General features: G+C 45.6%; 24 protein-coding genes. 4 read left to right on the top strand and 20 right to left on the bottom strand.

Annotated elements, in window-relative coordinates:
- Positions 1 to 25 precede the first annotated feature (25 nt).
- From TM074_RS00845 to ftsA, 11 genes are all read right to left on the bottom strand, one after another.
- Positions 26 to 223 (bottom strand): hypothetical protein, encoded by a 198-nt coding sequence (locus TM074_RS00845; RefSeq protein ID WP_369000505.1) that lies wholly within the window; start codon positions 221 to 223, stop codon positions 26 to 28.
- Positions 224 to 336: 113 nt separating this feature from the next.
- A complete protein-coding gene (gene ileS / locus TM074_RS00840) occupies positions 337 to 3,345 on the bottom strand; it encodes an isoleucine--tRNA ligase (RefSeq protein WP_369000504.1) in 3,009 nt (1,002 codons plus the stop codon).
- Positions 3,346 to 3,668: 323 nt separating this feature from the next.
- Positions 3,669 to 4,655 (bottom strand): DUF916 domain-containing protein, encoded by a 987-nt coding sequence (locus tag TM074_RS00835; RefSeq protein ID WP_369000503.1) that lies wholly within the window; start codon positions 4,653 to 4,655, stop codon positions 3,669 to 3,671.
- Between the two features lie 120 nt (positions 4,656 to 4,775).
- Positions 4,776 to 5,405: a hypothetical protein gene (locus tag TM074_RS00830; RefSeq protein WP_369000502.1), complete on the bottom strand. Its 630-nt coding sequence runs from the start codon at positions 5,403 to 5,405 to the stop codon at positions 4,776 to 4,778.
- Positions 5,406 to 5,463: 58 nt separating this feature from the next.
- Complete coding sequence (locus tag TM074_RS00825; RefSeq protein WP_369000501.1) at positions 5,464 to 6,159, bottom strand: hypothetical protein; 696 nt, start codon at positions 6,157 to 6,159, stop codon at positions 5,464 to 5,466.
- Between the two features lie 4 nt (positions 6,160 to 6,163).
- Positions 6,164 to 8,596 carry an RCC1 domain-containing protein gene (locus TM074_RS00820; protein WP_369000500.1) on the bottom strand — a complete coding sequence of 811 codons (2,433 nt, stop codon included), beginning with the start codon at positions 8,594 to 8,596 and terminating at the stop codon, positions 6,164 to 6,166.
- Between the two features lie 84 nt (positions 8,597 to 8,680).
- Entirely contained in the window at positions 8,681 to 9,289 is a 609-nt protein-coding gene (locus TM074_RS00815) for a vitamin K epoxide reductase family protein (RefSeq protein WP_369000499.1), read from the bottom strand.
- Positions 9,279 to 9,539 carry a hypothetical protein gene (locus tag TM074_RS00810; protein WP_369000498.1) on the bottom strand — a complete coding sequence of 87 codons (261 nt, stop codon included), beginning with the start codon at positions 9,537 to 9,539 and terminating at the stop codon, positions 9,279 to 9,281. The genes TM074_RS00815 and TM074_RS00810 overlap by 11 nt, the downstream gene beginning before the upstream one ends.
- A complete protein-coding gene (gene nrdR / locus TM074_RS00805; protein WP_369000497.1) occupies positions 9,540 to 9,995 on the bottom strand; it encodes a transcriptional regulator NrdR in 456 nt (151 codons plus the stop codon).
- A gap of 5 nt (positions 9,996 to 10,000) precedes the next feature.
- Entirely contained in the window at positions 10,001 to 11,194 is a 1,194-nt protein-coding gene (gene ftsZ / locus TM074_RS00800) for a cell division protein FtsZ (protein WP_369000496.1), read from the bottom strand.
- Between the two features lie 37 nt (positions 11,195 to 11,231).
- A complete protein-coding gene (ftsA, locus tag TM074_RS00795) occupies positions 11,232 to 12,458 on the bottom strand; it encodes a cell division protein FtsA (RefSeq protein WP_369000495.1) in 1,227 nt (408 codons plus the stop codon).
- Positions 12,459 to 12,544: 86 nt separating this feature from the next.
- On the opposite strand from ftsA, the gene TM074_RS00790 reads away from it, so the two are divergent.
- Positions 12,545 to 13,171 carry a prepilin-type N-terminal cleavage/methylation domain-containing protein gene (locus TM074_RS00790; protein ID WP_369000494.1) on the top strand — a complete coding sequence of 209 codons (627 nt, stop codon included), beginning with the start codon at positions 12,545 to 12,547 and terminating at the stop codon, positions 13,169 to 13,171.
- Positions 13,172 to 13,174: 3 nt separating this feature from the next.
- Here the strand turns inward: TM074_RS00790 and map are convergent, their stop codons facing one another.
- The 8 genes from map to TM074_RS00750 form a co-directional block, all read right to left on the bottom strand.
- A complete protein-coding gene (gene map, locus TM074_RS00785) occupies positions 13,175 to 13,942 on the bottom strand; it encodes a type I methionyl aminopeptidase (protein WP_369000493.1) in 768 nt (255 codons plus the stop codon).
- Positions 13,939 to 14,496 carry a nucleoside monophosphate kinase gene (locus TM074_RS00780; protein WP_010165528.1) on the bottom strand — a complete coding sequence of 186 codons (558 nt, stop codon included), beginning with the start codon at positions 14,494 to 14,496 and terminating at the stop codon, positions 13,939 to 13,941. Before TM074_RS00780 ends, map begins: the two co-directional genes overlap by 4 nt.
- 8 nt (positions 14,497 to 14,504) lie before the next feature.
- Positions 14,505 to 14,963, bottom strand: a complete 459-nt coding sequence (locus tag TM074_RS00775; RefSeq protein ID WP_369000492.1) for a GatB/YqeY domain-containing protein — start codon at positions 14,961 to 14,963, stop codon at positions 14,505 to 14,507.
- A complete protein-coding gene (locus TM074_RS00770) occupies positions 14,963 to 15,178 on the bottom strand; it encodes a 30S ribosomal protein S21 (protein WP_010165525.1) in 216 nt (71 codons plus the stop codon). Before TM074_RS00770 ends, TM074_RS00775 begins: the two co-directional genes overlap by 1 nt.
- A gap of 44 nt (positions 15,179 to 15,222) precedes the next feature.
- Positions 15,223 to 15,735 (bottom strand): hypothetical protein, encoded by a 513-nt coding sequence (locus tag TM074_RS00765; protein ID WP_010165524.1) that lies wholly within the window; start codon positions 15,733 to 15,735, stop codon positions 15,223 to 15,225.
- Positions 15,736 to 15,826: 91 nt separating this feature from the next.
- Positions 15,827 to 17,455, bottom strand: a complete 1,629-nt coding sequence (recJ, locus tag TM074_RS00760; RefSeq protein ID WP_369000491.1) for a single-stranded-DNA-specific exonuclease RecJ — start codon at positions 17,453 to 17,455, stop codon at positions 15,827 to 15,829.
- Positions 17,455 to 17,757 (bottom strand): ArsR family transcriptional regulator, encoded by a 303-nt coding sequence (locus tag TM074_RS00755; RefSeq protein ID WP_010164263.1) that lies wholly within the window; start codon positions 17,755 to 17,757, stop codon positions 17,455 to 17,457. The genes recJ and TM074_RS00755 overlap by 1 nt, the downstream gene beginning before the upstream one ends.
- Before the next feature lie 64 nt (positions 17,758 to 17,821).
- A complete protein-coding gene (locus tag TM074_RS00750) occupies positions 17,822 to 18,481 on the bottom strand; it encodes a phosphoribosyltransferase (protein ID WP_369000490.1) in 660 nt (219 codons plus the stop codon).
- Between the two features lie 39 nt (positions 18,482 to 18,520).
- Here TM074_RS00750 and priA point away from each other — a divergent pair, with 39 nt between their 5' ends.
- From priA to fmt, 3 genes are read left to right on the top strand one after another with little or no spacing between them, the layout of a single operon-like run.
- A complete protein-coding gene (priA, locus tag TM074_RS00745; protein WP_369000489.1) occupies positions 18,521 to 20,461 on the top strand; it encodes a primosomal protein N' in 1,941 nt (646 codons plus the stop codon).
- Between the two features lie 20 nt (positions 20,462 to 20,481).
- The gene (gene def, locus TM074_RS00740) at positions 20,482 to 21,057 is read left to right on the top strand and encodes a peptide deformylase (RefSeq protein ID WP_369000488.1); all 576 of its coding nucleotides are present in this window, start codon (positions 20,482 to 20,484) and stop codon (positions 21,055 to 21,057) included.
- Positions 21,017 to 21,910, top strand: a complete 894-nt coding sequence (fmt, locus tag TM074_RS00735; protein WP_369000487.1) for a methionyl-tRNA formyltransferase — start codon at positions 21,017 to 21,019, stop codon at positions 21,908 to 21,910. Before def ends, fmt begins: the two co-directional genes overlap by 41 nt.
- 9 nt (positions 21,911 to 21,919) lie before the next feature.
- On the opposite strand, the gene TM074_RS00730 is transcribed toward fmt, so the two are convergent.
- Positions 21,920 to 22,393, bottom strand: a complete 474-nt coding sequence (locus TM074_RS00730) for a DUF5663 domain-containing protein (RefSeq protein WP_369000486.1) — start codon at positions 22,391 to 22,393, stop codon at positions 21,920 to 21,922.
- Positions 22,394 to 22,396 lie beyond the last annotated feature (3 nt).

Below are 22,396 nucleotides of genomic sequence, written 5' to 3'. Positions count from 1 at the left end.
AGTATACTCATCATCTATAGGCTAATTATAAACCATAGTCATCATAACCACTACCAACACGAGACCAGAATTGACGAATATCCTCTATATCATCGACATCCAAATGAATTGCCTGCGGCTCCTGCTGCTCCTTGATAATTTCCTCGGCAAGACCATCAGCAAGTGGATCAACCGGCAAAAATCCTACTTTACGACCAAATAATTTATTAAATAAATTTTGCATAATTTTTATCTTTACTTATAACTGATTACAATATTAACATAAATATTATAAAAAGTCAATAAAGTAGCCTCTTACGCTAAGGAGGCTACTTATTTCAATTGACAGACTTAAGCTTATTTAGCCTTTTGCAATGATATTGCTACCATTTTATCGTCAATTTTAACGTCATATTTTTCCGCATCATTTACCGTAGAGTCTAATTTTACAGCCAATGTCTCGGCAGTAATAACTTCGGCAAGCATGTTGATGGCTTGAGTAATTTCTGTATCCGCACTAAAAATAGCAAGCTCAATCCGATCGTCTACCTGCAGCCCCGCTTTCTTACGCGCGCTCTGGACGTGGCGAATAATCTCACGTACCAATCCTTCACGCTTCAGTTCAGGAGTAATGACGAAATCATAGACAACACTTGGCTGTGCTGATGGTTCATTAAACTCAAACTCTGATCTGGTGGAAACTTCTACTGATTTAACGTTCAATTCGTCTCGCGCAATATCAACAAAGAACTGAACAACTTCCTCTGGCGTATTCTGAGAAATAGTGCTGACAAGTTTAGCGGAAGCCAGTGGCTGACGAACCTTAATTCCAGCTGCGGCGCGCTTCGACAAACCGTCATTGACGGCAACGCGCAAGGCATTCATGTCACGCAATATCGCCCTATTGATTTCACCTGCTGGCAACCAATCCTTCAAATGAATCGATTCGTCATCACCTGTCAAATTGTGATACAACTCCTCGGCCAAAAACGGTGTAAATGGCGCCAAAATGTAGCTCAAGCGCACCAGCACGTAGTGCAGCGTCCGGTAAGCATCGTTCTTATCGCCATCATCCTCCGACTTCCAGAAGCGGCGGCGACTACGACGAACATACCAGTTGCTGGCATCATCAAGGAATGGCAAAATCGGGCTCAGCGCATCAGGAATATTGTAGGTATCCATGTGACACTCAACTTCTGCCACCAGCTGATGCAACCGACTGATGATCCAGATATCAAGCGGATTAGTCAACTCGCTCAGCGGATCTTTCAATTCGCCATTAAATTCCCAGCCATCAACCTCCGCGTACATGGTGAAGAAATCATACATATTCCAAATCATACTGAGTTTACGTGCCACGTCACCAACGTCTTTGTCGTGCAAAGCAAAGTCTTCGCCGTTGAGTAGCGGACTACTCAGCAGCAGGAAGCGCAAGGAATCAGCACTGAACTTATTCATCAGCTCGTTCGGATCAGTAAAGTTACCAAGCGACTTACTCATCTTACGGCCATCATTGCCCGCAACCACACCAGTGGTGATGACATTGCTGTAGGCATTTTTATGCTGCACGCCTGCCTCACCAAAGGCACCGATTTCTGCCAAGGCAGCATTGACAGCGTGCACGTAGTAGAACCACGCTCGCACCTGACCGATGTACTCAACGATGAAATCCGCCGGGTAATTCTGCTCAAACTTGGCCTGGTTTTCAAACGGATAATGTAGCTGGGCAAACGGCATACTACCGCTCTCAAACCAACAGTCCAGTACCTTATCAATGCGGGTAAACGTTTCGCCGTCGATTTCAAAAGTAATGTCATCCACCCACGGGCGATGGTAATCATCCAGCTCCACGCCGCTCAGCTCCTTCAACTCTGCATAAGAGCCAACCACCTTGACCGTGCCGCGGTCACCCTTCCACACTGGCATAGCCGTCGCCCAGAAGCGGTCACGGCTCAGGTTCCAGTCTGGTGCCTGCTCGATATTTTTGGCAAAACGACCGTGCTTCAGGTGGCTCGGGAACCAATTGATATGCTCGTTCTGCTCCAGCATCAGCGGCTTTTGCCCCTGGATGTCGAAAAACCATGACGGAATCGCCCGATACATGATGCGCTGCTTGCTGCGCGGGTTGAACGGGTATTCGTGACGAATGTACTCAATCTTCCACACCACGCCCTTTTCTTTCAGGTCTTTGGCGATGAACTTGTTATTGTCCCACACCTCGAGGCCTTTGTAATTGGTATCGGTGTAGTAGCCGTTATCATCGATGATGTGGAAGGCGCTAATGCCGTGGCGCTTGGCCAGCTCAAAGTCGTCCTCACCATAAGCCGGTGCGATGTGCACGATACCCGTACCCGACTCGTGCGACACGAAATCCGCCGCGTAGATGGTGTGAATCTTGTCATTCTCTGGCCAATTCGAGCCCGTATCGAGCGGCTGGTAGGTTTTACCCACCAATTCGCTACCGGGGAATTTGCGCAATACTTTGTAATCAAGCGGCTGGTGTTTTTCGTCCTGCAAGACACGCCCCAAGGCCTCCTCGGCGATGATGAGCTTCTCACCCCCCACCAACACTTCGCAATACGTCATCTCTGGATTGACGGCCAACATCAAGTTAGCTGGCAGCGTCCATGGCGTAGTCGTCCAAGCCAAAACAGCAACATCTTCATCAGGCAACTTAAACTTCACATACACACTCGGGTCGGTCACCGTTTGGTAGGCGTCGTTGTCCATGGTCACTTCGGCCTTGCTGACAGGGGTAGCAAACTTGGTGTCGTACATCAGCACCTTTTCGCCTTCATAGATTTTGCCAGCCTCGTATAGCTGCTTGAAGGCCCACCAGACGCTCTCCATAAAGTCCTTGTCCATAGTGCGGTAGGCACCCGTAAAGTCTACCCAACGGCCGATTCGATCGATCACGCCCTGCCAGGTTTCGCTGTTCGCTACCATGCTTTCGCGCGCCTTGGTGATGTATTTTTCCAGGCTGATGGTCGGCAGTGGCTGACCGTCTTTATCCAGCGGTGCTGGCTGGTCGCTACTCGTCACAATCTGCCGCCGATCCACGATATTCAGCTGCTTTTCGACGAAATTCTCCGCCGGCAGCCCATGACAGTCCCAGCCCCAGCGGCGCTCCACACGCTTGCCTTTCATCGTCCAGTAGCGCGGCACGGCGTCCTTGACGATTGAGCTTAGTAGCGTGCCGTGGTGTGGCACACCAGTGATAAACGGCGGACCGTCATAAAAGACATAGGCGTTATCCGCTGGCCGCTGCGCCACCGACTTATCAAACACCTGGTTATCTTTCCAGCGCTGCACCCAATCCTTCTCGTATTCTGCCGCTCGGCGGCGTGTGCCATGTTTGAATTTCATTGTATCTCCTTATTTAAATATAAAAATCACCTCTTTTGACTTCGAGAATCCGCTGGAGGTGTTTCAAACGGACGGTACCATCTCGATTCCAAAAGAAGTGACTCTTTCAGCTCTTTCTTATGCTATTTACGCAAGCTCGCGGCGGGGTCTAATTTCAGCTGATCCAAAATCACACTGATTTCTTCCCGCAGACTTCGCGGTTGATAGCCGCTCATTTCGCCGCGCCGCCACAGCAGCTAGCACACGCAAAAACGCCCTACTCACATTGTAGCGCGTTTTTACCAAAATCCCAAGATATTTTTATTTCCAACCCTGCTAAAATACTAACGATTACCAAATTTAACTGATTTTTTACGGCGCTTAATTGTGACAATAAGACCAATCAATAGCAGAATAACCAACAACAAGGCGCCACCAATTATCGCCAAAGCCATAATTGACGGCCAGAAAAACAGTTCTTTAGGCTCAATATCCTTCGTTATTAGTTCACTCTTATTCTGACCAATCCCCCATTCGCCAGCCTTTTTCTTGTAAGAAATCGAGAGCTCTGCTTTATATTTACCCCCCCAGAAAGGCGCCAGCTTACTTTCATAGCGGAATTGACGTGTTTCATTAGCAATCGTTGCATTTACGCCACCATTCTTATAAACAACATTACCTGCCGCATCCTTGACTACCAATTTAATATCGACATCAGCAGATACATTACCAGAATTCTTCAGTGCAATTTCATACAACTGACTACCGTTTTCATTCTTGATATCAAATTTATCAATTGTCACATCGCGATGAATATCTCCAGGAACAACTATTGCCATGCGAATCGCCTGGCGGGTTTGTATCTGGACTCCGCCCGTTGCTACAGGTTGAGTATTTTTACGCTGTACGACAATGCAGGCGTTATGCTCACCAACATCCACCTTACTAGGGACCTTAACCGTAAAATCGACTAGTTTATTCTCCTTTGCCTCAAGCGTTATCTCCTGCTTAGGGATGTTAACCCATTTACCAGCATCAACCTTATCCTCTACTTTTTGCTTGCAGGTCATATCACCAGTCGCCGTTACCGTGCCATCAACCACATAAACCTCAACCGTTGCTTTTTCATCTAGTCCATTCTGAAGATGTAGTTGATCGGATTTTGCGGCGCCGCCAGATAGATTGTATATAAAAATTGATTGGGTTCTCGGGTTGTTTGGATCTGGATTAGCTGGCCGACCACCAATTCCCGCAGCAGATACTGACGCGGGTAAAATCAGCCCTACAATAATAGCTGCTCCAACTATTTTACGCCACAATAAACTATTCATAACCCTCCTTACAAACTATACTACCTATTATACCAAGATAATCTGCTTATGACTACTGTCTTACGCAAATTAAAAACGGACATCCGCAGTGGTGCCCGTTTTTATAAATGTCTTAACTATTTAGATAGCAGCAACAGTTTGTGTCATTGGCAAGGTGTATGTACCTGCTTTCTGACCAGCTGGAATATCTTGTTTCAAGCTAACCCCTGTGATGTAGCCATTCCAGACAGTATCAGCATCCGCTGAAGCACTCATTAGCGTAACTGGGTTGCTACCAGAAAAAGACATTGGCCCACCTTTAGTGATACGAAAAGCCGTACCAATTACCGGAGTAACTGTGCCAGTTGATGGATCAACCGTTAGACGACCATCAGCGGCAGTGCCGTTATATTTGTAGCTTTTGCCACCGTCTGTCCATTTGCCAGTACCTGGAGTGGTTGCGTTCAAAGTCAGCGTCCAGCCGTTATTAGCACCACCAGGGTTATCAACAGAAATACGCTTGTCATTTTCACCAAACGTGCCTGTTGAGGTCTGAGCTGACGTAGACAATGTCACAGCACCCATCGCAAATGTTGGGTTACTGACAACCGCATTGCTTGAATTACGGATATCAGTACTTAATGCGCCGGCATTAATTGTTTGAGTCAAAGTAGAGTTAGCGGTATTCGCCGCATAAACAGCAGAGCCAGCCAATCCGGCAAGACTAACTGCTCCAAATCCGACAGCTGCCAATAATTTTAATTTCTTCATTTTCCCTCCTTGTTTTGTGAATTTAATTTGTTTATCGTAAATTATTACGCTTATTTCTTCATCCATCCCGCTCCTTTTCTTTTTTATGAATCAACAGCAGGATAGATGCTACAAAAATTGCGGTGACACTAATGGCAATCATCAGCCACATACTAACGCCCGTACTTGCTAAAATTCGGCCAACTTTTTTAACTATATTTGGAACGGCGAAGATCTCTCCAATGCTTTGTTTTGGAATAGTGACTGAAAAATCAGCAAACTGAGTTACCTCTGGTGATAAAGGGTTAGCCCTCATTTTGGCCGTAGCTCGCCCATTATAAGTATGGCCTGGGGCTAGTGGCGTAAAATTATCCCCCGGATGGTCGTTTTGCCAATTTGAGAAATCTAATGTCCAAACGTTACCATTCACCCGAAGTTCGCTATCTCGCCCTAATACAAACGTCCGCCCATTAAACTCCACCACCAGATCATGTTGGCCTGTTGCGGGATTAGTGATTGTATGGACCGCGTCATATACACCATATAAAACTGGATGTTTCTTATCCACCAAATCAAGCTTCATAAACTTTGGTGCAAAGATTTGACAATCAGGATGATTTAATTGATTACCACTCTCCAGCGTAGTGTGCGTACAATCAATATCCCGAATCACCTGCGACAACGTCGAATCTGCAGTCGCAAAAACCGGCGAAGAAATACTCATTGCAACAAGTAGTGTGATAGTAGTGAATATTTTTTTTACTCTGCTCATCATACCCCTACTGCGCCGTCACCGTTAATGTCATTGGTAAATTATACACGCCAGGACTCTGATATGCCGGAATAGTCTGGTTCAGCCTAACATTACGCAATAAAAATGCACAGCCCAGCTGATCGGTTGAGCTACTGCTACTCATCAGCGTAATACTATTTGCATTTGCTCCTCCTGCTTGGAATTGCAAATCAGAACCCTTTTGTACACCACTAGTGTTACACCACGACCCACTCAATGAACGACCCGACGCCGACGTGACGACATAGGCCGCCGCAAACTTAACCGACAAGAACCCTTGGGTGTCACTATTGCCATTGAACATGTAGGACTTCGTGCCACCTGATTGCTGCCAGCGAGCAGTCGACCCATTAGAAGCTGATAATACCACACTCCATCCAGCATCAGTCTGCGTATTAACCACCTCAATTTGCTTTGAACTAGTGTCAGACAGATAAGCGCCCGTGATTACACTGTTTCTACTCGTGGTCGCATTAGTAAATCTCGCAGTTGGATTAACCACTGTTGTTCCCGCACTGTTTGCAAAACGAAGATCCAACGACCCAGGAGCCGTCTTAAACTCTGGATACACCTCATATGTATCAACACTGGTACCCGGCGCAGCGGTAGTGTCTGTGACTAAGCGAACACAATAATTTTCATTCCTATCAAGACCCCTATCAACCAGCATCAAATCCCAAACCCCTACTTCGCCGGCAGCTATATCTTGGGTATTCGCAAACGTTGTCCAAGGACTATTCTTTCTGACAATCGTCTGCGGGCGCGTACCGACAGTATCTTCCGGTAACGTCGGATCATCTGAAATCTTAGTTATAGCTGTACCATCTGCTGGACCGCTTGTGGCGTACCTAAGTTTTGCCGCTCCATTAATCGGCTGCCAAGCCGCACCATTAACTGCCGAACATGTTACCGCACTACCTTTTTTTGCATATTCGGCACGTAATTTAATTGCTGAGTCCCCGATGGTTCGCCCTGGAGTTGATAACGACGTAGGCGTTAGCGCATTAGACGACAAGCTATTACCCAATTGATAATGTGAGTTCTCGCCCCAACAGTAAACATAGCCTCTAGTCGTTAAAGCACAAGAGTAATTACTACCACTAGCTATATCACTTATAGTATTGTCAGCGGTTATTGATGGCATGTTGACTTTTACCGGTGACGTCGAATCTGAGGTTGACCCATTGCCTAACTGTCCCTTGTCGCCGGCTCCCCAACAGTAAACATCTCCGTTGCTAATCAATACACAAGTATGCTCGTAGTTAGCTTTTACCCGTCTAATCGTCTTTCCGCCACCAAGAATTCCACTTACCGAGGCAGGTGAAGGAGCATGGCTGTCCGTAGTTGACCCATTGCCAATCTGTCCCCTATTATTTTTTCCCCAGCAATACAATCCTTGGGAACCCGAAATTACAGCACAAGCATGAGTGGCATGTCCAGAAATTGACTCAACCTTCTTGCCGCCAAAGCTTATCTGTACCGGCCGCGCAGAATAGCCGCTAGTTTGACCGGTACCAATCCGACCATTTTCAGTAGTACCCCAACAAAATACCGAGCCGTCAGTCGTTAAGGCGCACGAGTAGAAAAATCCCGCAATAATCTGCTTAACTCGTCGCCCTCCAAAATCATTCATGGAAGTAGCTACTGGCACATTAGATATGGTCGTTGAATTATTACCTAGCTCACCATAAGCATTCTGCCCCCAGCAATAGATTTTACCATCGGAGTCTAGTGCACAGTTATGATTAAATCCTGTGGCAATTTGCGTAATATTTTTACCTGACATCACCCCCGAAGTACTAACGGCCACCGGTGCATTAGCCTGGTTATAAGTCCCATTTCCTAGCTCTCCATTGCTTCCATAACCCCAGCAATACACTCTGTTATCAGAAGCAATTGCACAAGAATGCCAATCTCCAGTAGCAATCTGCTTAATAGCTTTACCACTTAAGTCGCCGTCAGTATAAATAGGCGTCGGAGTGCTCGAATCGGAAGTTGAGTTAGTGCCAAGCGCCCCCCAAGCATCCTCTCCCCAACAATAAGCCTTATTATCTGACAAGATAGCACAACCGTGGTTATGTCCTTCGCCAACCGCTGCCAGGCTTTTTGTAAACAGTCCTTTATTTTGCACGCCAACTCTCAAACGAAAATCAGCACCAGGCTTTGACAATATGGCCTGAGTATTAGTACCAGCTAATGGAGCTCCTGGATTAGCTGAATTTGACGGACTGTAAAAGCGATATGAGACTTGACCAATTTCATTCTGTTTACCGCCCGCTGGAATTGTCGCATGGCTCTGCTGCGATGTCACAAAAATGAAGCTCATGACCGCAAAAACGGCAATAATACCACCAAAAGTAAAATAATATCCCGTTCGGCGCCTATTTTTAATTAATAATGACTTCTTATTTTTTATCATGCTCTATTGTTCTTAATTGAGCCCTACCCTATGATTACTCATCATCAAGTATAACATAAGCTTTTTAGATAAAACAATGACTCTTTAGAACAGCTGTCCGCCAAACTTAGCGATTATTGCTACAACGACTAAAACAATTACAGATACAGCAATAAGCGCATCATATCCACCACTAACAAATTTCTGCGCACCCCGCCAAGAAATATTTTTCCGCAAAATATTATAACGTGTTAATCCGAAGAAGATTAGCGTCATCCCCACGTCAAGCGTCAAACACCATGGACACAGCGCGCCAATTTCAATGTAGCTCATATAAAACATCCAGGCAGCAAAAACCATCCCCGCTATCGCTCCAGCTTGCGCCGCCTGCATGAACCACTTCGGGAACTTCGCGCCCGCAAGTAACGCCACGGCAATCGTCACCATAACAGGCAGAGTCATCACACCAATGAAGCTGTTTGGAAATCCTAAAATAGTTGCCGACCAATGGCTGGCTACCGTTGAACAGCTTAATACTGAGTTAAGGTCACAGCTCAGCACTGCATGAGAATTCTTTGCTAATATAAGTGCCTCGATAGACAACATAAAAGACGCCAGCAGCCCCAAAGCACTACCTATAAGCATGATAAACGCTGCCAAATTTTGTCGTTTTAAATCCTCGTGAAAAAACCAATTTCGAATTTTATTGAACATAAAAACTCACCTCGCTGATTGTCGGTAAAGGCCGACCACGCCACATATTTTGCATCTGTCCGCTATTACTCAGCGCAATAATCGTTGGGTACTCCACAATATCATATACTTCACAAAAATTATTACCCTCCCTAGAATCAGGATTCATCTCCTCTAAAACCTCGCCTGTCTGTCGGCTAAAATCACGCAAAAAGTCAGTGACTTCACGCGCATGATCGCTCTCTGATCGGTAAACCACAACTATACGCATCTATAAACCCTGCTTATCTTTCTCTCGGCGCTTGGCTAAGATCTCCACGAAATCATCCAATGTCTTAAACTCATAAAAAACACTGGCAAAACGAATATACGCCACTTCATTACGAACAGCTAATTCATCAAGGACTTGATCACCAATCTGCTTTGAAGTAACTTCCGACTCGCCTAGGGCATATAGAGAATCCTCAACTGCCGTAATAATATTGTCGACTTCCTCATCTGACTTGAAAAATTTTCCAACTGAACGACGTGTTGAATTTGCCAATTTTACTCGATCGAACAACTCACGATCGCCATTTTTCTTAATAACGGCCAGGTTTGGTTTTTCAATTCTTTCATACGTTGTAAATCGCTTACCGTCCGGAGCTTCTCGGCGCCGCCGAATTGCCGCACCATCAGAAACTTCCCGCGACTCAATAACGCGACTATTGCCAATGTTAAACACCATTTTATTTACTCCTTATTCTTCTTTCGTCGTCTCAGGAAAGCTGGGGTGTCATCTTCTTCGTCTTCAACTTCAGTAGCTGGTGCGTCCCACATATTCGTCTCTGGCTCAGCCGCAAACTTTTCAGCCGCTTCTTCCTTATCTAATTCCAGATCAATATTCTTAACCATCTCTTCATCAACTTCTTCCTCGGCATGCGACGTAGTTTCACCAACCGTCAAACTGACGTCCTGCTGATGAAATGTATCACTGTCAAATCCCGTAGCAATTACCGTAATCACCAATTCATCTTCCATCTCTGGCTTCAATGTCGCACCAAAGATGATGTTGGCATTTGGACTAACAGCACTAGTAATAATTTCTGCTGCTTCTTGGATTTCTGCCATACTCATATCATAGCCACCCGTCACATTGAACAGCACACCCTTAGCGCCATCAATTGACACCTCGATCAGTGGACTCTCGATTGCCTGTTGCGCCGCCTGGACTGCCCTATCATCACCACTTGCCCGCCCAATTCCCATTAGGGCTGAACCAGCGTTGCTCATAATCGCTTTCACGTCAGCAAAGTCTAGGTTAATTAAACCGTGCTCGGTAATCAATTCAGAAATACCCTGCACACCCTGCCTCAAGACGTCATCAGCAATTTTAAACGTCTCCAAAAGCGGCGTTCGGCGGTCAATTGTTTGCAACAGCCTGTCATTTGGAATAGTAATCAAGGTATCGACTTCTCGACCCAAGTGAGAAATTGCCCAATCAGCATTTACCCGGCGTTTTTCGCCCTCAAAACTAAATGGTCGCGTCGCCACACCAACCACCAAAATACCCAGCTCTCGAGCTACTTCCGCCACAACATAACCAGCACCGGAACCAGTTCCACCACCAGCACCGATAGTCACAAACACCATGTCGGCACCCTCTAGGGACTTTTTAATTTCCTCACGAGATTCATTAGCGGCCGCCTCACCGACAGTCGGGTCAGCACCAGCACCCAGACCATTAGTTACGTCATGACCAAGATGAATTTTTATGTCAGCTTTTGAATTATGCAGCGCCTGAGCATCAGTGTTCATGGCAATAAATTGCACGCCATTCAAACCAGCATCTTTCATTCGATTGATAGCTGAACCACCAGCGCCGCCAACACCGACGACTTTTATACTGGCAAATGTTTGAACTTCACTTGGTTGTATTTGCGGCATATATCCCCTCTCTTAATCCTTACACTCAGTATACCATTTATTTAAATCTGGCAAAAATATTTTTCAAAAAACCACCAGCTTTCTTAGTGACGTCACGCGCACCAGCTAATGATTTTGCGTATTGTGACACGTCCATAGAATCAAGTAGCATTAGTCCGACAGCCGCTGAGAATTCTGTGCCCTTTACCTCATCGCTAGCGCCACTATAGCCCGAAGGCTTACCCAGGCACGCCGCCACACTCAACTGATCCTTTGCAAAATCTACCAAGCCCTTAACCTTTGCTGCACCACCAACCAGGACAACACCGCTCGGTAGTTTCCCTAGTCGTCCAGCACGCTTCAGTTCTTTGGCAATTGCTTCAAAAATCTCCTCATAACGCGCCTGAATAATCTCATCAATCTCTTCTTGATTGAATTTATAATTCTGCTTTGCAATCTTAATCTCAATTTCGCCCAAAGCTTCACCACCAAATCGAGCATGCGCCAATTTGACAACCTCCGCTACCTCTGGGTCTGTCCGCAGCCCAATAGCCAAATCATTAGTTACATTCTGTCCACCCATCGGGATTACCGCCAAATGTTGTAAATCTCCCTCTTCATAAATAGCAACACCAGTAGTTGCCGCACCAAAATCTATTACCGCAACACCATTTTCACGCTGACTCTCTGTCAATACAGCCTGAGCTGCCGCCAACACCGACGGGACAACCGACGACAAATCAACCTTCGCCATTTCTGCAGATTTCTGTAAATTTGTAATATGAGGTACCAAACCAGACACCACATTAGCTTTAATTTCTAATCGCGCACCGGTCATGCCAACAGGATCTTTGATATTATCCTGCCCATCAAGCCTATATGAGTGCGCAACAATCTCTAAAATTTCTCGATTTTGCGGTACTTTTCCTGTTGTCGCCACCTCCTCTAGGCGTAAAACATCATCTGTCGTAACCTCATTACTAACCGTACCGACAGTAATCATACCATCGGCCTTGGTGCTCAATAAATGAGAGCCATTGATACTTACGGTCGCTGCATCAACCTGGTGTCCACTCATCCGTTCGGCCGACTCCAAAGCCTTGTCTATTGCTTCAGCCGGACCAGCTAAATTAGTCACCACACCTTTTCGCATGCCACTATTTGGTGCCTCACTAACGCCAACAATTTTTGGCACGCCGCTCTCTGCATCAGCATAGCCCACAACACAGCGCACATTTTTCGTACCAATATCAATTCCTACCACATATCGAGATTGCTCCTGCATGAGCTTCATTATACAGGTTATGGCTATAGTTTGGCAAGCCAATTACCGCGTTGCTCATAAAAAATATTTTTGCTACAATAGCTTCGATGAAAAGCACAAGCGGTTTTACTATCGTTGAGATTATTATGGCGATCTGTATTATTGGCATCGTCTCGGTCATTTCTGTCGTTTCATACTCCAAATTAAGGGAAAACGCTTACGATGCTACGGCCAAGGAAACACTTCATCAAGTTGAAACTGCCTTTAAAGCATATGTCGCTGGCGGTAATAAAGTCCCACTGAGACATTATAAAAGCACTAGATTTTATGACAGCCCAGGTGGCGGATGGGACGACCTGGGAGTAAAAGCATACAGTGGTGGCGGAATTGGCCTAGCCATGCATAAAGCCAATTATCTCCCTAACGACCTATTAAACTCCCTGAAAAACGGCCCCAAAAAAGACACCGACTTAAAAAATAACATCGGCTATAAAGAGTGCGGTAAGAATAAAGTTTTTTTCTACGTTGAAGTATATAGTGGCGGCATTGAGCAGCGCGAACTAAGAAATAAGATGGATGCGCTGAATTGCACCCAAAAAACTGACAATGACTGGCTAGCTGAGCACGGATTAGTCCGACACGCCGGCGGTTGGGGCGGCGGAGATTTCCGTATTCAGCCACATTATTTGGTTGCTGAAATAGACTTTGACAATGAACCTTTAGAGTCAGATTAACAATTAAAGTTTCGTGATAATCTCCGCACCCGTTTCCGTAATCAGTACGGTGTGCTCGAAGTGTGCCCCCAGACTACCGTCCTTCATGCTAATCGTCCAACCATCAGTATCAGTAACAATTTTCTCACCGCCAAGGCTGGCCATCGGCTCGATAGCGATTGTATCACCAGCGTGCAACACCGGACCAGTACCGCGCTGACCATAATTTGGAATTTCTGGATCCATATGCATACTCAGTCCCACGCCGTGACCAACCAGCTCGCGAATGATGCCCAATTTGGCCTTCTTTAACACCGCTTCAATAGCTGCTGAGATATCACCAACTCGTGTCCCATTGCCAGAAATCGCATCAATTCCCGCGTACAAACTCTGTTCCGTTGCGTGCAGTAAATGCTTTTTAGCACCACGCGGCTCTTCGTCAACTACCATAGTAAACGCACTATCGGTTTTCATACCGTGGTAGCCGATCACCAAGTCAAAACTCACCACGTCACCTTTCTCAAACACATAGTCTGTCGGGAATGAGTGCACCAATTGCTCATTGGTCGACACGCAGATCACCCCTGGGAACTTCACTCCATCTGTCAAATACGTCGCTTCCGCACCAAAATCCTTGATTCGCCTAGCCACAAACTCATTGACATCCAACTCGCTCATGCCAGCCGTTACCCGCTGATGCAGTTCATCATAAATCGTCGCCAGCATCCGCCCACATTCGTGCATATCCTTCATCTGTTGTGGTGTTTTTTCACCAGTGATCAATTGGCTCATTTGGCGCCCTCAACGATTCCGCGACTAACCAGCTCTTTTTCAATTTCATCATGAACCTGTCCTACTGTACCCACACCGCTCATATGGATGATTGGGATATTATTGTCGTTCAAATAGTCCAAGATTGGATAAATTTCGCCCCGGTAAATACTGAGTCGCTTATCAATTGCCTCTGGCGTATCATCAACACGACCACGCACTCGCAAGCGCTCCAGGATCTCATCTCGCGGCACTTCCAGCACGATCACTAATTTGACGTCCTGACCGTGATGCGGCCGCGACTCAATCAGCCACTTCGCCTGCTCCAACTGACGTGGATAACCGTCCAAAATGACACCGTTGATGTCCTTGGCCTTATTTAAAGCCTCGCCCATCAGACCATTGATAATCTCCACCGGCACTAATTCACCAGATTGCATACGATGAATCAATTCGCCATCGTGCGTGTCACGCAGTAGTTGCCCCGCGCTCAGCCAGCGCCAACCGTGTCGCGCCGCTAAAATCTGCCCCTGCACACTCTTACCAGCACCAGCCGGCCCAAAAAAGATAATCATATTTCCTCCTATTTTGTCAGTTTTTCTTTAACAATTTTTGCGATCAACGCACCATCAGCAGCATTGCCAACCTTCTGTTTCACTGCGCCAATAACTTGGCCCATCTTTTGCATGGAAACGTCATCCATACTTGCCACAGCATCTTCAACGATCGCCACAAGCTCTGCTTCGCTCAACTGTTCTGGCAAAAATTCTCGCAAAATTTCCGCTTCTTGTTCCTCAGGCTCCGCCAATTCCGCACGACCATTACTGCGGTAAAGTTCCGCGCTCTCAATGCGTTTTTTCACTTCACGAGCCAGAACTTTTTCAACTTCGGCGTCATTCAGGCCCTCGTCACGCTTGCCTAGTGACACTTCCTCGTTCAAAATTGCTGCTTTGACATTGCGCAACACATCCCCACGAAAACGATGCCGCCCTAGAAGAGCGGCTTTCATTTCATCAGTGATGCGCGCTTTTAGCGCTGACATTAACGCACTCCCAGGCGCATTTTTGCTGTTTTCTCAGCTCGGCGTTCGCGACGAACGATTGCCTTTTTACGGCGCTCGGCCTTTGAAATTGGTTTCTCAAAGCGCATAACATTTTTAGCGCGAGCCAAAACGCCGCTCTGTAAAACCCTACGGTTGAAACGACGAATGATGTTTTCGTTCGCTTCCTTCTGATCTTTACGTGTTACTTGTACCATACTGCAAACATTATAACAGATAAGAAAGTATTTGCCAACTAGGTTTAGTTAAGACCGCCTTGAATAATCTTGAAATCCACTTCTTGGCTACCGTTGGCATCTATTGCCGATATAACATACACCTCGCGTATTGGGTAGAGCTCTCCAGATGGATATTTCTTAAGTGCTGGGCACGTGAATTTATACGACTTATGACTTCTATCCGCATCCACAACACACCTCGTTCTTGACAAGTTTATAAACACCTCCTCAGGTACGGAATTCTCTTCTACAGACATCTCTCCTCTATCATCTAGAAATGCTGTTGCTATAAGCCTTTTTGTATTAATTTTAACTGGAATAGGCTCATAACTATATCCAGCCATTTCTTGTACAGCTTTTGCGAATTCGTCCCAAGAATCAAATGGAACGTCCCCTAATAAGACAGCCTCTTTCCTAATGGTAGTTTTTTTAAGCTCTTCAGTCGCTTTCATGGCTAACGTGCCCATTGTTCGCAACTCACCTTCCGTCAAACCTTCTCCACGCCCAACTTCAGTAAAATTTTCACAGTTTCTCATATTACTACAACTCCTAAAATCACCCTCTACTTAAAAAGTATTACTACACTATAATAATAAACTATTCTATAAGTAACGGCAACTATTACGCCTAAGCCAAATGTAGCAACCGCCCTTCAACCGTCCGCACGCCTTGCCATTCATTTACGGTTGGTTGGAACCACGCCGCCATCTCGTCGCCTGGCTCGCGGAAAAACTCCTCTGGCGCGTTGAACGCCAGCATCTGCAAAACCTTACCGTTTTTATCACGCAGCGATAATTTAACATGTTGTCCATCCGCACCAATTCGCCGCACGCTCAACACGCTGGCTCTAGTAATTTTTAATATTGGCTCTGGGTTGCCATTGCCAAACGGCTCCATTTTCGCCAAATTCTCCACCAATTCCTCATTAATTTCCGAAAAATCATCGATTTCCACATCAGCTTTCGGCAATAAATATCGCTCTTGATTTGTTAGCTGCAGCGAATCATAAAACTCATTCACGCGACGACGAAAATAACCAATTTTTTCAGTCTCCAGCGTCACGCCCGCCGCCGCTCCGTGACCACCACCTTTAATAATGATGTCGTCAGCTGCGCGAACCGCGTCAGCCGCGGAAAAATCACCAAAACTTCGTGCCGAACCCGTAGCCTCGTCACCACGCTCACCGATGATAAACACCGGCTTTTTATATTTCTCCACCAACTTTGACGCCACGATGCCGATAACTCCGTGATTCCAATTGCCGCTATTCACCACCAAAACTCGATCATCAGCCATATTGTCCGCCTGCTGGCAAGCTTCGTCAAAAATCTCATCCTGAATACTACGGCGTTTGATATTTAATTCTTCCAATTTTTCACTAGCTTCCAATGCTTCTAAACCATCACTCGCCGTCAGCATATCCAGAGCATATTGCGCCGTCTCCAATCTGCCCGCTGCATTCATCCGCGGCCCCAGACCGAACCCCAGATGCCTGGCATTAACCTGCCCCGGTTCAATACCTGCCACCGCCATCAACGCTTTCAATCCTGGACGTTGTTGTTTTTTCAACACTTCTAAGCCCCAATAGACATTCGCCCGATTTTCATCTACCAGCGTCACAATGTCGCACACCGTCCCCAGCGCCACCAAATCGAGCAGCCATTTTTCATAGCCATCAGGCAAACCATCCAGCTCAGTCTGCAGTGCCTGCACCAACTTGAACGCCACGCCCGCACCGCACAAATCGCGGAATGGGTATGTATGACCCGAAAACTTTGGATTCACCGCTGCCACGCTCGGCGGCGGCGTCTCGGCCACGTTATGATGATCCGTCACCACCGTATCAATACCCAAGCTGGCGGCATAGGCAATTTCCGCATGACACAAGCTGCCGGTATCCACCGTCACAATCAAATCTGCGCCCATATCGCACACCTTGTCCACCGCACCCATGGTCATACCATAGCCCTCAACAAACCGGTTCGGGATAAAAGCGTCAACATCCTTAAAACCAAACTTACCAAACGCGTCCAGCAGCAGTGCCGTGGCACTCAGTCCGTCAATGTCATAATCACCGTAAATGACGACTTTTTCGCCCCGCTGCCGCGCCTGTTTCAACCGCGCCACCGCCTTTTCCATATCCGGCAGCAAAAACGGATCATGTTTCACCGCCGCATAATCCGGCCGCAAAAAAGCTTCGCGCGCTACCCGCGTCGTCAAGCCCCGAGCTACTAAGATCTTCTCAAATAAATTCATTAGTCCCTATCAGCCATACCGCGCTTTGAGCGTGCCGAATATTGCTGAGACTTGATTACCATACTTTGTAACTCTTTGAAAATTGGAAATTGTTTATTAGTGAAATACGTGCGCGAGTTACCCTGTTTTTCACTTTGCAAAAACCCAACTTTTTCCAGCCGCTTCAATTCTCGTTGGATATTACCAGGATCCTCTTTGATTAGCTTTGCCAAACCACGAACATGTGTATGAAAATCAGGATACTTAGCGTATACTACTACGATTTTTCGCCGCACCCTAGATGTAATAAAAACGTCTAACATAACCTCCCTAACGCATCTTTCTTACTTCAAGTTTATCACAATTTTACAACACCCGACAAGCATTTTACCGCCAATTCAAAATTACCTGATTAATTTTCGCTATAGTCTCCTCTTTTGACGGCAATGTATTGTCTTCATAGTAATGATTTAAGCCCATAAAATTCTCTTTCACATCCAAAATATGCATCTCATCAACCGTCATATGTAATTTATCCACCGCCGCCACGCCACAGAACGGCACTGCAATCACCAATTTCTCAATTCGAACTGATTTTAGAAAACTCAAAGCTACATCCAAAACCGATAAATCATCCCCAAATCCATCACTCGCCAAAATCACCACCCTATCTTTTAACATATCCTTATCAATAATTCCACCATCGCCCAAAAGCCTGTTCATCTTCTGATGTGCCTCACGTTTTTTCTCCTCCAAATAGCCATGAAATTCACTTGTATATTCATGAATCTCCCCGTCAGAGAATTGGCTATTATAAGTGAATTGTCCCGATTGCGACATCCCACCAATGCTCAAACTTTCTCCAGGAATTTCAATACCTTCGCTAAGCAGCATCATTAGTACGCAGTGGAGTTTTACCGCAATTTGCTCGCCAACCAATACGCCACCCTCGCCAATTGCAACCACCGCACAGTTCTCGTAGCGGTATTTTTCCAGCACCTTATCCGCCAGGATTGCCCCAGCCTGCGAACGACTCTCAAAATACATATGCTTATTTTAGCATTTTTTTCGCGATATAATATGAACATGCATTATTATTTGGTTTCACCAACAAGAATTGTCCGTAGTGACGCTGATTCGTTTACTTATTCTTCTGAAGATAGACTACCCACCGGAACAATTGTTGCCATAGAAATCGGTAAAATTAACGCTGTCGGTATAGTTTTACAAGAAGTCCGTAAACCCGATTTTGATGTCAAGCCCATTAGAAGAATCATCGAAGACTATCCTTTACCGATTGAGCTAGTTCAAACAGCATCCTGGATGAGTAAATATTACGCCACCCATCAGGCAACAGTTTGGCAAGCCATTTTACCTAGTGGTTTATCTAAAAAACGTCGCCCAATCAATCTCACCGTCTCAGTTAATTTAACAGAAAATCGAATAAAAAATGTGTTCACTGACGAGCAAAAGGCAGCCCTCAAGACTATTGATAAATTAAGCTCTGGAACTATTCTTTTACACGGAGTAACTGGTTCGGGCAAAACACTAGTGTATATAGAGGCCGTAAAACGAACCCTGGAAGAAGAAAGGTCATCGATAATCCTCGTACCGGAAATAGCTCTCACCTCACAATTGGTCGCAGAATTCTCCGCACACCTACCAAACGTAATCGTCACCCACTCCAAACAAACCGAAGCGCAGCGATATGCAGTTTGGAAAAGAATTATCGGCTCCAATGATCCAGTGGTGATAATAGGACCAAGGTCTGCACTTTTTGCGCCGGTGCAGCAGCTTGGACTAGTGGTGATAGACGAGTGTCACGAACCCAGTTTTAAACAAGAACAGTCACCACGATATTCAGCCCTACGAGTTGCCTCAATTCTTACCAACCAACACCGTGGTAAATTAATTTTAGGCAGCGCCACACCCGCAGTTGCCGACTATTATATTGCCAAAAAATCAAATACTCCCATAGCAACCATGACAAAGCCGGCTCGACCGAACACAGTTCGCCCCCATATTACACTGATTGATATGACAAAGCGCAATAATTTTACTCAACACCATTTCTTATCGGATGCCCTGATAGAATCATTGTCTAAAACCTTGTCCAAGAATAAACAGGCTCTGATTTTTCACAATAGACGAGGTACTGCAGCTACTACTCTCTGTGAAAATTGTGGCTGGCAAGCTGGCTGTCCACGGTGCTTTGTGCCATTAACTCTTCACGCTGACCATCATAAATTATCATGTCATATTTGTAATTTTTCAACTAAAGTCCCTACTAGTTGCCCGGAGTGTAAAAACGCAAACATTATCCACAAGGGCATAGGCACCAAACGTATTGAGAGCGAATTGCAGAGGTTATTTCCGAACAAAAAAATTGCTCGATTTGACAGAGATACCGATACAAAATCTACGGTCGAGGAGCGCTATGATGAGCTAAAAAATGGTGAGATAGATATTATTATTGGCACGCAAGTTATCGCCAAAGGGCTTGATCTACCGCATCTTAGGATAGTTGGAGTCATCCAAGCTGACGCCGGACTAGCCCTGCCCGACTATTCATCAGCTGAGCGAACTTTCCAGCTGCTAGCTCAGGTGATTGGTCGTGTAGGCAGATCGAACGTTTCTACGGAAGTTGTTGTTCAGTCATACCAGCCAAATCATCCATCTATCACAAATGGCCTATCTCAAGATTACTCAGAGTTTTACGATAGGACTATCGGCCAACGGCAAAAAACTAATTTTCCACCCTTTGCATACTTACTAAAATTAACCTGTATTTATAAAACCGAAGCCGCCGCTATTAAAAATAGCAAGAAACTAGCAGACCTATTAAAGGCCAAATCTAACAATATTGAGATACTAGGGCCGACGCCCGCTTTTTACGAGCGACTTCGCGATACATATCGCTGGCAAATCGTCATTAAAAGCCGCCGCCGCCAGGAGCTGCTTAATATTCTAGAGTTTCTACCCTCAACTCATTGGCAATACGAACTGGATCCTGTCAGTCTGTTGTAATTTCTGTTATAATTACAATAATGACTAGAGACGATATTATTACACTACCAAATCCACATCTTCGCCAAAAATCATCAAAAATTCACGTTGTCACAGACGATGTCACAAAATTAGCAGACGACATGACTGCAGCGGCACTTGACTGGGAAGACTCACGACCACACGAAATCAGTGCGGCCCTGGCAGCCGTACAAGTGGATAAACTAGAAAGAGTCGTAATTGTCCGTGCGGATTTTGAAAAAAAATCAACTCGGGAGTTTATAACGCTTATCAACCCAGAAATTGTAAAGTATGAGGGTGAGATTGTTGAAGATTTCGAGGGTTGCCTTAGTGTTAAAAGCATTTATGGCAGAGTTCCCCGCTACAGTAAGGTTCGTGTAAAAGCAATGACCCTGGAGGGTGAGGAAATTCGCATTAAGGCAGAAGGTTTCTTAGCGCGGGTCTTGCAGCATGAAATTGATCACTGTAATGGCCTGGTTTTTATTGATCACATTAAAGATAAAAAAGACGCTTTTTATACGCTCGATAAGAAAGGCGAGCTGCAGCCGCTAGATTATGACAAAGATATCGCCGAAAATAGTATTCTTTGGGACTGAGAATTATAGCCTAATTACCCTAAAAGCTCTTGTTGACAATGGGTTTAATGTTGTTTGCGTTGTTACCAAACCTGACACCAGGCGTGGTCGAGGCCATAAGCTTGCCGAGCCTCCAGTTAAAACATTTGCTAAATCGCATAATATCCCTGTTTTACAGCCAAACAAAGTAAGCGAAATCACCGAACATATAAAGCGGCTTCAGCCAGTAACGGGTATATTAGTCGCTTACGGAAAAATCATTCCGCAATCAATTATTGATTTATTTACGCCAGGAATTATTAATGTTCACCCCTCCTTATTGCCAAAATATCGCGGACCTTCACCAATTGAAGCAGCCATAGCTAACAGAGATCATGAAACCGGAGTGTCAATTATGCAGCTTGATAGCAAAATGGATGCCGGGCCAATATATTCGCAAATTACCCAACCTCTCACAAGAAAAGAAACAAAGCCAGAATTATACGATAAATTATTCCACGACGGAACTGCTCTATTAATAAACAATCTACCAGATATTATCGACAACACCGTCGTCACTCCGACACCACAAAACGAAAGCGACGCAACATACTGCCAGCTATTAACCAAGGAAGATTCACGGATTAACCCAGAACGTATGACAGCCGTAGAGGCCGAAGCTCACGTTCGAGCACATCTGGGATTCCCTCGCAGCCGAATGACTATTAATAACCGAGATATTATCATTACAAAATCTCACTGCAACAATACTCCAAAATCCCCTCTTGATCAAAAATTCTCCGACGGCAATTATCTAATTATTGACGAACTTATCGCTCCAACCAGCGGCAAAAAAATGACCGCAGAGGCGTTTCTCCGTGGTCATCAAGGCTAAGCCTACTGGCTAAGCAGCCAAATCAAAGTCGCTTTGAGTCTGCTGCGGCGCTGAAGGGGCACCCATGCCACCTAAAATAGCATCGCGGTTGGCAATAATTTCCTTCTTCAACTCGTTCATCACCGCTGCCACGACATCACGATAATCTGGACGATTCACCTCCAGCCACTTCGTAGCCGCAAATTCATCTCTTAGGCGAGTATCGTCAGGTGCCGCACCTGAAGCCTGCAGCAACCTCTGAAACATAGGCTCTTGTTGGTAATTTGGCGCATACTTTGCCAAAAATCCCTCCACGACACCCGGAGTCTTATCTATAATATTTGCAAACTCATCCAGCTGAGCATCGCTCATGCCCTGACTAAGTCGTTCGCCAACTCGTAGTTCCAGCTCGCTATAAATATGCTGCAAAAATGGCTTTTGCTGTTCTTGTGGCAATTTATCCAGATCCAGCTCTTTAAGAAATTCCTCATTCAGTTGGAACATAGT

The sequence above is a fragment of the Candidatus Nanosynbacter sp. TM7-074 genome, assembly GCF_041006295.1.
Taxonomy (GTDB): domain Bacteria; phylum Patescibacteriota; class Saccharimonadia; order Saccharimonadales; family Saccharimonadaceae; genus Nanosynbacter.
Note: the sequence above shows the minus strand (reverse complement) of the source record. Positions and strands in the feature narration are given on the sequence as shown.

Bases quoted from the DNA above. Each gene is read 5' to 3' on its own strand.
- TM074_RS00845 (WP_369000505.1), bottom strand. From the start codon at position 223: ATGCAAAATTTATTTAATAAATTATTTGGTCGTAAAGTAGGATTTTTG.
- ileS (WP_369000504.1), bottom strand. From the start codon at position 3,345: ATGAAATTCAAACATGGCACACGCCGCCGAGCGGCAGAATACGAGAAG.
- TM074_RS00835 (WP_369000503.1), bottom strand. From the start codon at position 4,655: ATGAATAGTTTATTGTGGCGTAAAATAGTTGGAGCAGCTATTATTGTA.
- TM074_RS00830 (WP_369000502.1), bottom strand. From the start codon at position 5,405: ATGAAGAAATTAAAATTATTGGCAGCTGTCGGATTTGGAGCAGTTAGT.
- TM074_RS00825 (WP_369000501.1), bottom strand. From the start codon at position 6,159: ATGATGAGCAGAGTAAAAAAAATATTCACTACTATCACACTACTTGTT.
- TM074_RS00820 (WP_369000500.1), bottom strand. From the start codon at position 8,596: ATGATAAAAAATAAGAAGTCATTATTAATTAAAAATAGGCGCCGAACG.
- TM074_RS00815 (WP_369000499.1), bottom strand. From the start codon at position 9,289: ATGTTCAATAAAATTCGAAATTGGTTTTTTCACGAGGATTTAAAACGA.
- TM074_RS00810 (WP_369000498.1), bottom strand. From the start codon at position 9,539: ATGCGTATAGTTGTGGTTTACCGATCAGAGAGCGATCATGCGCGTGAA.
- nrdR (WP_369000497.1), bottom strand. From the start codon at position 9,995: ATGGTGTTTAACATTGGCAATAGTCGCGTTATTGAGTCGCGGGAAGTT.
- ftsZ (WP_369000496.1), bottom strand. From the start codon at position 11,194: ATGCCGCAAATACAACCAAGTGAAGTTCAAACATTTGCCAGTATAAAA.
- ftsA (WP_369000495.1), bottom strand. From the start codon at position 12,458: ATGCAGGAGCAATCTCGATATGTGGTAGGAATTGATATTGGTACGAAA.
- TM074_RS00790 (WP_369000494.1), top strand. From the start codon at position 12,545: ATGAAAAGCACAAGCGGTTTTACTATCGTTGAGATTATTATGGCGATC.
- map (WP_369000493.1), bottom strand. From the start codon at position 13,942: ATGAGCCAATTGATCACTGGTGAAAAAACACCACAACAGATGAAGGAT.
- TM074_RS00780 (WP_010165528.1), bottom strand. From the start codon at position 14,496: ATGATTATCTTTTTTGGGCCGGCTGGTGCTGGTAAGAGTGTGCAGGGG.
- TM074_RS00775 (WP_369000492.1), bottom strand. From the start codon at position 14,963: ATGTCAGCGCTAAAAGCGCGCATCACTGATGAAATGAAAGCCGCTCTT.
- TM074_RS00770 (WP_010165525.1), bottom strand. From the start codon at position 15,178: ATGGTACAAGTAACACGTAAAGATCAGAAGGAAGCGAACGAAAACATC.
- TM074_RS00765 (WP_010165524.1), bottom strand. From the start codon at position 15,735: ATGAGAAACTGTGAAAATTTTACTGAAGTTGGGCGTGGAGAAGGTTTG.
- recJ (WP_369000491.1), bottom strand. From the start codon at position 17,455: ATGAATTTATTTGAGAAGATCTTAGTAGCTCGGGGCTTGACGACGCGG.
- TM074_RS00755 (WP_010164263.1), bottom strand. From the start codon at position 17,757: ATGTTAGACGTTTTTATTACATCTAGGGTGCGGCGAAAAATCGTAGTA.
- TM074_RS00750 (WP_369000490.1), bottom strand. From the start codon at position 18,481: ATGTATTTTGAGAGTCGTTCGCAGGCTGGGGCAATCCTGGCGGATAAG.
- priA (WP_369000489.1), top strand. From the start codon at position 18,521: ATGCATTATTATTTGGTTTCACCAACAAGAATTGTCCGTAGTGACGCT.
- def (WP_369000488.1), top strand. From the start codon at position 20,482: ATGACTAGAGACGATATTATTACACTACCAAATCCACATCTTCGCCAA.
- fmt (WP_369000487.1), top strand. From the start codon at position 21,017: ATGACAAAGATATCGCCGAAAATAGTATTCTTTGGGACTGAGAATTAT.
- TM074_RS00730 (WP_369000486.1), bottom strand. From the start codon at position 22,393: ATGTTCCAACTGAATGAGGAATTTCTTAAAGAGCTGGATCTGGATAAA.